The organism is Streptomyces sp. NPDC053426 (genome assembly GCF_055585405.1).
The window spans coordinates 819,228-832,364 of the sequence record NZ_JBVJKE010000001.1; the positions used below are offsets into that span (position 1 = coordinate 819,228).

The window sequence follows — 13,137 nt, forward strand, 5'->3', positions numbered from 1 at the left end:
CCCGGCCACACCACAGCTACAGCTACAGCTACAGCTACAGCACAGCTACAGCTACAGCACAGCTACAGCACAGCCAGATTCACCAGCCCGAACGACAGCGCAGCGACCACCGCCGCCGCCGGCATGGTGATGAACCACCCGAGAACAATGTTCTTGGCCACCCCCCACCGCACGGCGTTGACCCGCTTCGTCGCCCCCACACCCATGATCGCCGAAGTGATCACATGCGTGGTGGAGATCGGCGCGTGGAACAGGAACGCCGACCCGAACATGATCGACGCACCGGTCGTCTCCGCGGCGAACCCCTGAGGCGGATCAAGCTCGATGATCTTCCGCCCCAGCGTCCGCATGATGCGCCACCCACCCGCGTACGTCCCCGCGGACAACATCACCGCACAGGCGATCTTCACCCACACCGGAATCGGATCGCCGTAATCCTCGACATCCGCGATGACCAGTGCCATCACCACGATGCCCATCGTCTTCTGCGCGTCCTGCAGACCGTGCCCGAGGGCCATTCCCGCCGCGGACACCGTCTGCGCGATCCGGAACCCCCGCTTGGCCTTGTGCGGATTGGTCCGCCGGAAGATCCAGAGGATCGCGGTCATCACCAGATACCCGGCGAGCAGACCGACGACCGGCGACACGAACATCGGGATGACGATCTTGTCGAGCACCCCGTGCCAGTAGACGGTCGTCCCCCCGGCCAGCGCGGCCCCGACCATGCCCCCGAACAACGCGTGCGACGACGACGACGGCAGCCCGAAGTACCAGGTGATCAGGTTCCAGACGATCGCCCCGACCAGCGCGGCGAAGAGGATCCCCATCCCCTTGGACCCTTCGGGTGTCTGGATCACACCCTCACTGACGGTCTTGGCGACCCCGGACCCCATGAACGCGCCGGCGAGGTTCATCACGGCCGCCATGGCGAGCGCCGCCCGAGGCGTGAGCGCCCGCGTCGACACGGACGTGGCGATCGCGTTCGCCGAGTCGTGGAAGCCGTTCGTATATGTGAAGAAGAGCGCGACGCCGATGGTCACGACCAGAGCGAAGGTGTCCATGAAGTGCTCAGGACTCCTTGACGGCGATGGTCTCCACCGTGTTCGCCACGTGCTCGAAGGCGTCGGCCGCCTCCTCCAGTACGTCCACGATCTGCTTGAGCTTCAGCACCTCGATCGCGTCGTACTTGCCGTTGAAGAGGTGGGCCAGCAGCTTGCGGTGGATCTGGTCGGCCTGGTTCTCCAGCCGGTTGACCTCGATCCAGTACTCGGTGAGGTTCTCCATGGTGCGCAGGTGCGGCATGGCCTCCGCGGTCAGCTCCGCCGCCCGCGCCAGGACCTCGATCTGCTGCTCGACGCCCTTGGGCAGTTCCTCGATGTTGTAGAGGACGACCAGGTCGACGGCCTCCTCCATGAAGTCCATGATGTCGTCGAGGGAGGACGCCAGGGCGTAGATGTCCTCGCGGTCGAACGGCGTGATGAACGAGGAGTTCAGCTGGTGGAAGATCGCATGCGTGGCGTCGTCACCTGCGTGTTCCGCGGCCCGCATACGCTCTGCGATCTCGGCCCGGGCGGAGGGGTCCGCCCCGAGCAGTTCCATCAGGAGCTTCGAGCCCGTGACGATGTTGTCCGCGGACGCGGCGAACATGTCGTAGAAGCTCGTCTCCCTGGGGGTCAGACGAAAGCGCACGTGGGGTCCTCGGTGAGCAGCGGTTTCGGTCAGGCTGATGCTAGGCGCATCATCCGGCCACGACGAACGGGCCGCCCACCAGTGTCGCCCATCGGGCAGAGTGATGAGTACGGGGGCGGTCCGAGGTCCGTTTCCGGCCGTTGCGCATGTCACCGGCCAAGAGGCCTATACCCAGCAAAGTTCGCTACCATATACCCACCAGGGGTATGTGCCGCCCGTCAGTGCACCAGGAGGACGCGATGACGACCACCGAGACCGGCGCGGACGCGCCCTTCGCCCCGGACGCGACGGACCTCGTGACCGATCACGACCGCGGCGTCCACGGCTACCACAAGCAGAAGCAGGAGCACCTCAAACGCCTGCGCCGTATCGAGGGCCAGATCCGCGGCCTGCAGCGCATGGTCGACGAGGACGTCTACTGCATCGACATACTCACCCAGGTGTCCGCCTCCACCAAGGCCCTGCAGTCGTTCGCGCTGCAACTGCTGGAGGAGCACCTGCGCCACTGCGTCGCGGACGCGGCCGTCAAGGGCGGCGACGAGATCGACGCGAAGGTCAAGGAGGCGACGCAGGCCATCGCCCGCATGCTCCGGACCTGACCGGCCGGGTCAGGGACGGTCCGGCTCCGCCCGCGACTCGGCCACCCTCAGCACCTCGTCGATGCTCTCCAGGCTGAGCCGCTCCTCGGCGTTGGAGGCGGCGATGATCAGCTCCCCGCAGAGTTCGATCTCGGCGAGCGCCACGTGGTCCTGAACCGGAACCGTCCCACCGCCGAGCGGTGCCACGCGCCTCACCTCGTCTCCGTCGTCACCGACTTCCTAGAGTAGGGAGCGCCCTACACACCGCGCATGGCACGGAAGGGCTAGTTCAGGCCGGTCACTCCCGGCCTCCCTCCGCGGCGATCCGGCCCGCGTAGATGTCCTCGCCCTCGGGGAGCCGTACGTCGGCCGGGGCCCCGAAGTCGTACAGCAGCGTGGTCGAGGCGACCGCGACGGGCTCGTCCCGCCTGCCGTTGACGAAGCTGAACCGGTGCCGGAGCTTGCGGATCCGCCCCTCGTCGTCGAGGTAGGCGTCGAACGGCACCCGCGCGGTGGCGAACCCTTCCGCCGCCGCGCCCAGCGCCTCCCGGTTCGCCTCCGAGGCGTCCCGTGAGGCGTGCCGCAGGTCGGCGGTCCCCCGGTAGTGGCGCACCTTCGCCCCCGCGACCTCGGTCCGCCCCACGAACGTCGCCGACCGCGTCCCGCGCAGCACCTCGGCGGCGGCGAACGGATCGGTCGCCCCGCCGGTGACGAGGTTCCCGTCGGACAGCGTCCCGGTGTCCACCCGCACCCACTTGTCGGCGGGCACCCCGGCTCCCCGGTTCTTCATGAACAGTGCGCCGGGGGCGAGCAGTTCGGTGATGGGCCGCCGGACGACCCTCCCGGCCGGATCCCGCGGCAGCAGCACCTTCAGCCGTCCGAGCCGCTTGCGGTAGTCGTACACGCCCTCGCCCCGGATGGTGACCCGGGTCCCGCCGGCCGCCATCTCCAGGGACGTACGCGCCTTGGAACTCCCGGCGTCCACCAGCGCGTCGGCGGCCTCCCTCAACACCCGCACCGGGTCCCCGGCGGGAGCCCCCTGGGTCACGGCACCGCTTCTCGCACACCCCGCGCCGCCGAGCCCCAGGCAGCACACCACCCCGATCCCAGCCACCACGCCGCGCATCCGAGCCATGCCCGGTCAACGACCGGTCAGTGACCCCGTCACGCAGGCGGGTGGGGCGCTACCGTGGTCGGCGTGCCGCACCAGGACGACGAGCCGACCCCCGCCCACCACACCACGACCACCACCGAACAGGGCCCCTTCTGCACGGCCCACTGCACCTGCGGCTGGCGGGGCCCGGCCAGAAGAGCCAGAAGCCAGGCCAGGAAAGACGCCCAGAACCACACCGGCGAGTGACCCACGCCCCGTTCCCGTACCGGCGGCCGCGCGTGGGCCGCCCCCGGACGCGAGGTCAGCCCCGGCCCTTCGCGCGCGGGGGTGCCGTGCCCTCCTTCCAGGCCCGGGCGAACCGCTCGTGCGCGGGCGACGGGAGGGCCGCCGGCTCGCCGCGCACGGGGCGGGGCGCCTTCACGGCGGTGAGTTCCCCGCGGACGGCACGGTGGTGGTCCGGGCTCCAGCCGTTCCAGCGGCGTACGGTGCGGTCGGCCGGGCGGTCCAGGGCGTGCAGCTGGAGGTGGAGGGCCGCCGCGTCCCGGCCGACGCCGAGGGCCGCCGCCACCTCGTCCACCAGGTCCGGGACGCTGAAGAGGGGATTGGCCTCGTACTGGCCCGGCGGAACCGGGGTGGTGAGGGACCGGTCCGCCAAGGCGCGCAGGGCGGCGCGCAGTTCGGCGGGGGCGCCGGTGAGGAGGTCGATCAGCGCGCGTGCGCCCTCGGCGGCCGGGTCGCCGACCGGCCGTTCGGCGAGCGCCCAGGTGACGGCGGTGGCGGCGGCCCGGGTCCCGTCGGCGTCGAGCGGTTCCGCCGGCCGGCCGGTGAGCAGGGCGGTGGCCCAGCTCCCGGGCAGTCCGTGGTCCTCGGCCAGCGCGGCGGCATGGCTGCCGTCGTCGGCGTACGGGGTGACGCCGAGCAGGTCCGACCACGCGGCGGCCATCCGCTGCGCGACGGCGGTCACGCCACCGGGGGCCCACAGGTCGGCGGGGTCCTCCGGCAGAGCGGCGGCGAGCACCGCCAGCCGGCCGGTGGGGCCGAGCTTCCACAGCAGGTCGGCGTAGAGGGCCGCGGTGGACCGGTCCGCCCGGTACGGCTTCGCGCGGCACGCCTTGAGGTCCGCGGACCGGCCGTCGCCGCCCACGAAACCGTCGAGGACCAGCGCGGCGACCGGCCGCGGCACGCCCGTGCGCCAGCGGAACACGTCCACCGCCGCGTCGGACACGGCGAGCGGGCCGTGCTCGTCGAGCAGGGCCAGCAGGCGGGGTATCCGGGCGGTGTCGTCGCCGACGACGGTGTGCTCCTGGCAGTCCTCGGCGTCGTCGGGCGCCGCGTCGTCGGCGCGCTGGACGAAGAAGGCCAGGCCACGGGGGCCCGGATGGGAGACCACCGTGGCGCCCGCCGCGCGGAGCCCGGCCACCCGCGCCTCCGGGGCGTAGCCGGTCCGCCAGGTGCTGCCCGCCTGAGCGAACGGCTGGCGGCTCCAGACGTCGAGCAGCGCGCCGATCGCCTTCCGCCGGTCGTCCGGGGTGGCCGCGACGACGGCCCGCCAGGCCACGGCGTCGATGTTCCCGACCAGCGCGATCCATTCGGGCACCGGTCCGGGCAGGGCGAGCAGCCGCGTCTCGTCGTCGATCTCACCGCGCAGATGACGGCCGTCGGCGGCGACGGAGGTGAGCAGGGCGGGCCGGGGCTGCGAAGGCACCCGCCGGTACAGGCTCTTCCGGCTCGACAGCCCGTTCAGGGCCGGCACGAGCAGGGTGTCGGGCACCGGATCGGGCAGCTCGACGACCGGTCCGGAGCGCATCACGGCCACCCGGTGCGACAGCTCCCTGCGGCGGCGCAGCACGTCGGCGGCGAGCCGTACGGCACGGGCCACCCCCTGACGGACCCTCGGCTCGGTCACGCCGGGCAGCTCCGGCTCGCCCTTGGAGGACAGCAGGGCGCGTACGGCCGGTTCGGTGACGGCGCGCAGCGCACGGGACGAGGGCTCGTCGCGCGGGGTGAGGAAGTGCCAGAAGGCGGGCGGGGGCACGGGCCCCGCCTGGTCGCCGAGGGTGGCGCGGACCGGAGTGCGGTCGCGGCTTCCGGCGAAGCCCCGGACCTGCCAGAGCAGGGAGTTGTCCACGGCGGAGTGGCAGCGGACGGTGGTGCCGCCGGTGACGACGGCGTCCTCCCCGCCGGACGGCAGGGCGAGGATGCCCCACGGGCGGCGGCCCCAGGTGCGGGTGCGGTAGGAGGCGGTGCGCCCGTCGATGGACTCCAGCACGAACTCGCGTGGCGAGTAACCGGAGTAGGGGGTGGTGTGGAGGACCCGGCAGCCGGTGAGCCGGCCGTCCTGGCCGAGCGGCGACGGCGGGGCGCCGGGCGGCAGTTCGGCGAGGATGCGGTGGTCGTCGAAGGGTTTCGTGCCGTCCGGGCACGTCTCCGGGGAGTGGAAGGCGGGCAGGGTGTGGTCGCCGGTGGGTTCGCCGGTGACCGGGTCCAGGCGTGCCCATCCGCCGCGGCGCTCGCTGAAGACCTCCGCGCTCCAGAAGTCCCGGCCGTCGTACATCTGGTAGTCGCGCCGGCCGGTACCGGGCTCTCCGCCGGGGCGCAGGACGCGCTCGCCGTCGAAGCGGCCGCCGCCGTCCGGTGTCCGGAACTGGTAGCCGAGGCCGCCCTGGATGTTGCCGCCGTAGGGCCGCAGCCCGTAGAAGTACTCCGGCCGGAACGTGTCGGAGGGGCTGCCGGACCAGTAGGCCCCGCCGCCGCCGTCGCCCGTCCCCTCCCAGGCGACGAGGAACTGGCCGCCCACCCAGTGCACGGAGTGCGGTCCGGCCCCGTCCGGCAGTCGCAGGGTGTACGCGTCGACCTGGCCCGCGTGGTCGACGGCGACGGCGCGGGTGTCGCCGTACACGGTGAGCACCGGCCAGGTGCAGGTGGCGTACACCTCCTCGTCCGGACGGAATCCGGTGAGGGCCTGCTCCAGCGCGGGCCAGCCCAGTTCCTCGGGCAGGCCGGCGCGCAGGGCGCGGGCCAGCGGACCGGTGAGGTCCAGCGCGTCCAGCGCCTCCTCGATGCCGTCCAGGGCGAGAGCGGTGGGCCGGTCGAGGAGGTCGCGCAGTTCGTCGACGGCCTCGTCGGCGGCGGCGAGCCCGCCGCCGCGCAGCGCGTCGAGCAGCTTCTCGATCCTGGCGCGCACCTCGCCGGCGATCTCCGGGGTGTCCGGGAGCCGGCTGACGGCGGTCCCGCCGCCGGGGCGCGGCCCGTCGTGGACGGTGCCCTCCAGCCGCGGTCCGAACACGGGGTCCGCGGCGAGCGCCCTGAGGTCGCGCCGGGAGTCCTCGCCCCAGAACTCCAGCCGGGTCCCGGGACCGGGGTCGTGGACGGGTATGCCCTCGGCGAGGCAGACGTCGAGGAGGTCGGCGTCCAGGTGCGGCCACCGGTACCGGTCCTCGTGCAGCCGTACGGGGGTGCCGTCCGCCTTGAGCAGCGGGGCGAACCGGGTGACCAGGTCGAGGAGTTCGGCGGGGACCGCCTGACGTGTCACCCCGCCGCCGGCGACGGTGCGGTGCGCGTACCGGGACGCGTACCGGCGCAGCCATTCGCCCAGGCCGCCCTCCGGGGTGATCCGGCCGGCCGCCGCCGCGTCCGCCGCGCCGCAGGCCACGAGCAGCCGCAGCCACGCGGCCGCGTCGTTCTTCGACTCGGGGAACAGGTCGAGGAGGGCGGTGGCCCGGTCGTCGGACGGCGGATGGGCGGTGAGGGGTCCGCGCGCCGCGTCGAACAGCCGGTCCGGTACGGCCTTGCCGCGCGCCGCCGCCAGCACCTCGCCCAGCACCCGGGCCTCCTCGTCGGCGCCGAGCCCCGCGCCACGGGCGGAGTCCCGGATCCGGCGGGCCAGATCGGCCGGGAGCTCACCGGGCGACGCCGCCCAGGCGGTCAGCAGCGCCACGAACTCGCGGTGGGCGTCGCCGGGGTCGAGTACGCCGGCCAGCCAGGCCTGGGCGCCGCTGAGTTCGGTGGCGGGGAGGGCGCCGGACCGGGCGAACAGCGCGAGGTTCGCCCGCCGCCAGCCGGGGTCGACGGGCAGGTCGTGGGTGCGCTCGGCGGTGCGGGCCTTCGCGTAGGCGCGGGCGGCGGAGCGGCGGTGCAGGTCCAGCAGCCAGTGGCCGACGGTGTCCCAGAACCACGGCAGATGGGCGCCGGGCAGCCCCCGCGCCATGCGCTCCGCCTCGTCCACGAACCGTCCGGGCTTGCCCCAGGCCGTCGCCTTGCTCCGTCCGACCCGTCCGAGCAGGACGCGCGCGTCGGCCTCGACGCCGGGTCCCCGCGTACGCGCCCAGTCGGCGTACGTCTCGGAGACCCGGGGATCGGCCGGAACCGGAACGGGAATTCCCATGCTGCTGGTCATGCGGGCGAGTCTGGCAGGGGGGACCGACAACGAGCCGTCGGGTCCGCGCCCGCCGTCTCCTCCGTCTCCTCCGGCTCCGGCCGACGCGGGCTCAGGCCGCCAGATCCCGCGCCTCGGGGCTGCCCGGTGCCCCGTTCCTGGCCCCCGGCGCGACCCGTCCCGCCTCGACATGATGCCGTCCGCGCGCCGTGACCAGCCAACCCACCCTCGGCGACCGCTCGATCGCCCGCATCAGCGGCGTCAGCAACGCCATGGCGACCGGCGAGAGCAGCAACGCGACAGCCGTACCGAGCGCGAGCCCGCCCACGACGTCCGTCGGATAGTGCACACCCATGTAGACCCGGATGAACCCGCCCAGCAGCCCCAGCACCAGCCCGACGATCCCGAGCCGCCGGTTGACCAGGAACAGCCCCACCGCCAGCGCCATGCAGAGCGTCGCGTGGTCGCTGACGAACGAGTAGTCGTTCTTCCCGTCGACCAGGACCTCGAGCCCCTCGTGGTCGAGGAAGGGCCGCCGTCGCTCCACGAACCCACGTATCGGCACGTTCACCAGAACCGCGACGCCCGCCGCGAGCGGAGCCCACACCAGGCCCGCCACGGCCGGAGCCGCGTCCTCGCCGCCCCGCCGCCTGACACCCCACCAGCACCACACCAGCAGCCCCAGCAGGGCGAACAGCAGGCCGAACTCGCCCACGAATTCCATGACGTGGTCGAACCACGTCGGTGCGGCCTTCGCCAGGCCATTGATGTCATAGAGCAGGTCGACGTCGGGGTTCGACCCGGAATCGGCGAGTCCAGCCATGGTGCTGCGGCCCCTTCGTCATATCTTCCGGCGCACCGTTCGCACGCCGTTCCCGCCACCCCCGTGGTTTGTAGATCCGCTCGTCCGATCGGCTACGACAACAGGAACGCACGGCCCCCGTTGATACGTTCCACACTCCACTGAATGATCACGCAGACGTTATCGAAGAGAGATACGTCTCCGCAGTTCAGGGGGTGGGTTGACGCTCCGCTCACACCGTGGTGGGCAGTGCTTTCGCGCCATCCTCGGTGACCCGGGTGGCACCAAAGTAGTCAGGAGTGTCGATCGGGTCGAATCGGATCACGGCCCCGGTCCGGGGCGCGTCGATCATGTACCCACCGCCGACGTAAATACCCACATGCCGGATGGCCCGGGAATTGGTGAGGTCGTCCGAGAAGAACACCAGATCGCCCGGCAGCAGTTCGTCCCGTGCGGGATGCGGCCCCGCGTTGTACTGGTCGTTGGCCACCCGCGGCAGCGTGATCCCCACGCTCTCGTACGCCGCCTTGGTCAGCCCCGAGCAGTCGAACCGTCCTCCCTGCTCAGGCGTACCGTTACCGCCCCACAGATACAGCGTCCCGAGCTTCGACTGCGCGTACGAGATCGCCCCGGCAGCCTGCTTCGAGGGATCGACCCGCCCCACGGGCGCGGCGAAGCTCTTCTCCAGCGACCGGATCCGCTTGACGTAGTTCTGGGTCTCCGTGATCGCGGGGACACCGCCCGCCCTGATGACCCGGTATGCGCCGGCGTTGTAGGCGGCGAGCATGTTGTTCGTTACATCCCCGGGTACGTCCTTCACGTACTTCGCGAGTTCGCAGTCGTACGAAGCAGCCGATGGAATCGCGTCATTCGGGTCCCAGATGTCGCGGTCGCCGTCGCCGTCGCCGTCGATGCCATGGGCGGCCCAGGTGCCGGGAATGAACTGGGCGATACCGCGTGCGTCGGCATGGCTGACGACGTCCGGGTCCCACCCGCTCTCCTGGTAGAGCTGCGCGGCGAGCAGCGCCGGGTTGATGGCCGGGCAGTGGTTGCCCCACTTCTGGACGAGCGCCTGGTAAGCGGCGGGGACCGACCCTTTGGCGAGTGTCTTGCCCGCACCGCCCACACTGTTGACGAGGTTGCCGGCGACGACGTAGACGCCGACGACGAGCAGCATGACGAAGCTCAGCCCCAGTCCGATGGCGGCGCCACCGGCCACCCATACCTTCCGCACGCTCCAACTCTCCCCTACCGCGCCCCGGTTTATGGGTCATTTACCAGTCTGAAGGGCGCTCGTGTGAGCTACTTCGCGACAAACCCGCGGCAAGCGATGCTGGCGTACTGCTTCGTCCCCTGGACATGGAGGAAGAGCACGGTCCAGTTGCCGGGGTCGTTCCCGACCGGGATGGCGTCCGCGTACTTCTTGCCGTCCTTGACCTCCTGGAAGTCGTCCGGGTACGTCAGCCACACCCACGGAGCGGATGGCTCGTTGCGGAGGCCCTCGTAGAGGTCGACCGGCTTGCTGGTGTAGCCGAGGCTCAGGTTCTCGAACTGTGCGCCCTCGATCGGCCGGCCCGTGTCCGCGTCGATCTCGTGCGGCGGCTTGACGGCGACCGACACGTAGTACGACTCCCCGTCCTCCGGGACGACGTTCTTCAGGCGGATCCCGATCCGTCCCTTGCCGGAGGTGTACGGCGCGTCGGTCTCCGCGTCGGTGACGGATACCTGGAGGTACTGGTTGCGCTCCTCGGGGGGCAGTCGGCACGTCCCCTGGCCGTCCGTCGAACCGGCATCCGGCGTCCAGTAGTCGCGGTTCGGATTCGTCGCCTGCACGTAGGCCGGCGGCTGGACCTTCGACTGCTCGCCGCCCGGCGTGGTGGGGGCCTTCGACGTGGCACCGGGCCGCGCCGCCCCGGTCGTCTCCTTGCCGTCCGCGCCCGCGTCGTCCTTGCCCCGGTCGGGCAGCAGGACGAACGCCGCCGTCACCGCTCCGACCACGAGCCCCGCCGTCACGGCGACGATCCAGGGCGCGGGACGGCGCCGCGCCGGTGGGGCCGGATGGCTCACCTGCGTGGGCGTGTACCCGGGCGCGTGCGTGGACGCGGACGTCGGCAGGTCGTGCAGCCCCGTCGCCGGCGGATGTGCCGGCGGCGGTGAAACGGCCACCGACGCCGCCGACGGCAACGCCTCGGCCAAGCCGGCCAGTCCCGCGTAGAAGGGGTCCTCGACGAGGGCCGCCAGCACACGGCACCGCGCGATCACCTCGGCGAGCCGCGGACGCGCCGCCGGGTCCTTGGCCACACAGTGCTGGATCAGGCCGGCCAGTTCGGGCTCCACACCGGCGAGCTCGATCGGTTCGTGCACCGCGCGATAGCTGACCGTGGCCGGTTCACCGGACCCGAAGGGAGGCCTGCCCGTCGCCGCGTACGCGATCGTCGCCCCGAGCGCGAACACGTCGGCGGCGGGCCCGACCTCATTGCGCATCAGCACCTCGGGCGCGGTGAAACCGGGCGTGCCCGGAGCCGACCCCGCCTCGGTGAGCGCCGTCTGCCCCGCTCCTCGCGCGATGCCGAAGTCGATGAGCTGCGGCCCCTGCGCGGCGAGGAGCACGTTCTGCGGCTTGAGGTCCCGGTGCGTGACCCCTTGCTCGTGCACCGCCGCGAGCCCTTCCGCCAGCGCCGCGAACAGGCGCCGGCAGGTCTCGGGCGGCATCGGCCCCCTCGCCCCCACCACCTTGCTCAGCGTCGGACCCGACACGTACTCGGTCGCCAGCCAGTAAGGGGCCGAGTCCAACGAGGCGTCGATCAGGTTCGCGGTGTACGCGCTCCGGACCAGGCGCACGGTCTCCACCTCACGCCTGAACCGGGCGAGCGCCTCGGGGTGATCCGTGATCTCGTCACGGATCACCTTGATCGCCACCAGTCGGCCGCCGGGCGACCGTCCGAGGTAGACCTGCCCCATCCCGCCCGCACCGAGGCGGGCCAGCAGCATGTACGCGCCTATCCGCGCGGGGTCCTGAGCCTTCAGTGCTTCCACGGAAACGACCTTGCCACACAGCAGGGTTGACGTGGCCCGACCTGGTGATCACGGACCGGCCCAGCCGCACTCCGCCCACAGCACCTTTCCGCCGGAGGGTCCTCCCGGTTCGCCCAGCAGCGAGGCACCCCAGGAGTCGGCGTACGCCCGTACGAGGGCCAGGCCCCGTCCGCCCTCCGAGGCCCCGTGCGGCATGACACCGTGAGCGAAGCCGGCGCCCAGCCCGGAGGGGACGGTCGGGTCCTTGTCCCACACGCCCACCCGGAGCTGACCGGACCTGGTCGGGCGGATGTGGAGGGCGTACGGGCCGCCGGTGTGCAGATGGGCGTTGGTCAGCAGCTCCGAGGCGAGCAGCTCGGCCGTGGGGGCGAGTTCGCCGAGCTCGTAAGCGGCCAGTACGGACCGCAGGGTGGAGCGGGCGATCCCCGGTGAGCGTGGATCACGCGAGAGGTGGAGGGTGTAGGACCAGGGCGGGGATACGGTGGTCATGGAAGTCTCCGATCAGTGAGGCCGGTTGGGTGAATGCGAACAGTTGCCCAGTGGCATGCCGACCCGTCGATCGGTGCGCTTCTGGGTGGGGCGCCTGCAATCAAGCTAGCCGCGTTTAGCTAATGCATTAGCCAGTTCTCCAGATCTGCATTAGCTTCCACCCGTGTGGGTGACCGTAGCGCCGAGGGAGCGTCAAGAACCGTGAGAACCAGCCCGACCGGTCGTCAGCTCCGACTTGGCGCCGAGCTGCGGAAACTGCGCGAGCGCGCGGGACTCACCGCCACAGAGGCCGGTCAACTGCTCGGCGTGAAGCAGAACCAGATCAGCAACACGGAAGCCGGACGCATCGGCGTGAGCCCGGAACGCGTAAGCACGTTGGCCCACCACTACAAGTGCGGCGATCCCGCACTCGTCCAGGCCCTCAGCGGCATGGCCGCAGACCGCAAGCGCGGCTGGTGGGAGGAGTACCGCGAAATCCTCCCCGCCGCGCTTTTGAACCTGGCCGAAGTCGAGCACCACGCGACTCGCCTACGCGGCGCCGTGACCGTCCACATCCCCGGCCTGCTTCAGACCGCCGAACACGCACGCGAACTGTTCCGGCAGGTCGTGCCCGAGTTCCCACCGCCGGACATCGAACACCGGGTGTCCTTCCGCATCAAGCGCCAGACCGTGATCTACCGGGACAACCCGACGCCGTACCTGGCGCTCATTCACGAAGCGGCGCTGCGCATGCAGTTCGGCGGCGCGGCGACCGCCCGCGCGCAGCTGCAACACCTGCTGGACATGAGCGAGCGGGAGCACATCACCATCAGGGTGCTGCCGTTCGCTGCCGGAGGCTTTCCGGGGTCGGGACAGTCGATCTTCTACTCGCACGGCCCCGTCCCCCAGCTCGACACCGTCCATCTCGACCAGTCCCACGGACCCGTGTTCCTCGACGCCGAGGCCCAGCTGGACATGTACCGGGTCCTGCTCGACCGTTTGGACTCCAGGGCGCTCGCCCCAGACAAGTCACGCGATGTCATCAACCACCTCATCCGAGAGCTGTGAGAGGAAA

General features: G+C 71.5%; 12 protein-coding genes. 3 read left to right on the forward strand and 9 right to left on the reverse strand.

Features of this window, described 5'->3' with window-relative positions; translation table 11 throughout:
* Positions 1-62: 62 nt before the first annotated feature.
* Together pitH and ACZ62B_RS03610 are read right to left on the reverse strand one after the other, a co-directional pair.
* Positions 63-1,061 carry a low-affinity phosphate transporter PitH gene (pitH, locus tag ACZ62B_RS03605; protein ID WP_344559686.1) on the reverse strand — a complete coding sequence of 333 codons (999 nt, stop codon included), beginning with the start codon at positions 1,059-1,061 and terminating at the stop codon, positions 63-65.
* A 7-nt stretch (positions 1,062-1,068) separates the two neighbouring features.
* A complete protein-coding gene (locus ACZ62B_RS03610) occupies positions 1,069-1,689 on the reverse strand; it encodes a DUF47 domain-containing protein (RefSeq protein ID WP_030864104.1) in 621 nt (206 codons plus the stop codon).
* Positions 1,690-1,928: 239 nt separating this feature from the next.
* On the opposite strand from ACZ62B_RS03610, the gene ACZ62B_RS03615 reads away from it, so the two are divergent.
* A complete protein-coding gene (locus tag ACZ62B_RS03615) occupies positions 1,929-2,288 on the forward strand; it encodes a metal-sensitive transcriptional regulator (RefSeq protein ID WP_344559689.1) in 360 nt (119 codons plus the stop codon).
* Between the two features lie 9 nt (positions 2,289-2,297).
* On the opposite strand, the gene ACZ62B_RS03620 is transcribed toward ACZ62B_RS03615, so the two are convergent.
* Together ACZ62B_RS03620 and ACZ62B_RS03625 are read right to left on the reverse strand one after the other, a co-directional pair.
* On the reverse strand, positions 2,298-2,483 hold the full coding sequence (locus tag ACZ62B_RS03620; protein ID WP_344559691.1) for a hypothetical protein: 186 nt from the start codon (positions 2,481-2,483) through the stop codon (positions 2,298-2,300).
* Between the two features lie 82 nt (positions 2,484-2,565).
* Positions 2,566-3,402, reverse strand: coding sequence for an SCO4651 family lipoprotein (locus ACZ62B_RS03625; RefSeq protein ID WP_344559693.1), 837 nt, complete (start codon positions 3,400-3,402; stop codon positions 2,566-2,568).
* Positions 3,403-3,465: 63 nt separating this feature from the next.
* On the opposite strand from ACZ62B_RS03625, the gene ACZ62B_RS03630 reads away from it, so the two are divergent.
* Positions 3,466-3,627 carry a hypothetical protein gene (locus tag ACZ62B_RS03630; RefSeq protein ID WP_344559695.1) on the forward strand — a complete coding sequence of 54 codons (162 nt, stop codon included), beginning with the start codon at positions 3,466-3,468 and terminating at the stop codon, positions 3,625-3,627.
* A gap of 55 nt (positions 3,628-3,682) precedes the next feature.
* Here ACZ62B_RS03630 and ACZ62B_RS03635 read toward each other — a convergent pair whose 3' ends face one another.
* The 5 genes from ACZ62B_RS03635 to ACZ62B_RS03655 form a co-directional block, all read right to left on the reverse strand.
* Entirely contained in the window at positions 3,683-7,777 is a 4,095-nt protein-coding gene (locus tag ACZ62B_RS03635; protein ID WP_469689203.1) for a hypothetical protein, read from the reverse strand.
* 91 nt (positions 7,778-7,868) lie between these two features.
* Entirely contained in the window at positions 7,869-8,579 is a 711-nt protein-coding gene (locus ACZ62B_RS03640; protein ID WP_469689204.1) for a phosphatase PAP2 family protein, read from the reverse strand.
* Between the two features lie 211 nt (positions 8,580-8,790).
* Positions 8,791-9,735: a C40 family peptidase gene (locus tag ACZ62B_RS03645; RefSeq protein WP_344559752.1), complete on the reverse strand. Its 945-nt coding sequence runs from the start codon at positions 9,733-9,735 to the stop codon at positions 8,791-8,793.
* Positions 9,736-9,860: 125 nt separating this feature from the next.
* Positions 9,861-11,594, reverse strand: coding sequence for a serine/threonine-protein kinase (locus ACZ62B_RS03650; protein WP_469689205.1), 1,734 nt, complete (start codon positions 11,592-11,594; stop codon positions 9,861-9,863).
* Between the two features lie 48 nt (positions 11,595-11,642).
* Positions 11,643-12,083 carry an ATP-binding protein gene (locus tag ACZ62B_RS03655; protein WP_344559703.1) on the reverse strand — a complete coding sequence of 147 codons (441 nt, stop codon included), beginning with the start codon at positions 12,081-12,083 and terminating at the stop codon, positions 11,643-11,645.
* Between the two features lie 201 nt (positions 12,084-12,284).
* On the opposite strand from ACZ62B_RS03655, the gene ACZ62B_RS03660 reads away from it, so the two are divergent.
* On the forward strand, positions 12,285-13,130 hold the full coding sequence (locus ACZ62B_RS03660) for a helix-turn-helix domain-containing protein (RefSeq protein ID WP_344559754.1): 846 nt from the start codon (positions 12,285-12,287) through the stop codon (positions 13,128-13,130).
* The last annotated feature ends 7 nt before the right edge of the window (positions 13,131-13,137 follow it).

Excerpts from the sequence above, each read along its gene's own strand:
- ACZ62B_RS03640 (WP_469689204.1), bottom strand. The coding sequence starts at position 8,579 with ATGGCTGGACTCGCCGATTCCGGGTCGAACCCCGACGTCGACCTGCTC.
- ACZ62B_RS03615 (WP_344559689.1), top strand. The coding sequence starts at position 1,929 with ATGACGACCACCGAGACCGGCGCGGACGCGCCCTTCGCCCCGGACGCG.
- ACZ62B_RS03635 (WP_469689203.1), bottom strand. The coding sequence starts at position 7,777 with ATGACCAGCAGCATGGGAATTCCCGTTCCGGTTCCGGCCGATCCCCGG.
- ACZ62B_RS03645 (WP_344559752.1), bottom strand. The coding sequence starts at position 9,735 with ATGCTGCTCGTCGTCGGCGTCTACGTCGTCGCCGGCAACCTCGTCAAC.
- ACZ62B_RS03655 (WP_344559703.1), bottom strand. The coding sequence starts at position 12,083 with ATGACCACCGTATCCCCGCCCTGGTCCTACACCCTCCACCTCTCGCGT.
- ACZ62B_RS03625 (WP_344559693.1), bottom strand. The coding sequence starts at position 3,402 with ATGGCTCGGATGCGCGGCGTGGTGGCTGGGATCGGGGTGGTGTGCTGC.
- pitH (WP_344559686.1), bottom strand. The coding sequence starts at position 1,061 with ATGGACACCTTCGCTCTGGTCGTGACCATCGGCGTCGCGCTCTTCTTC.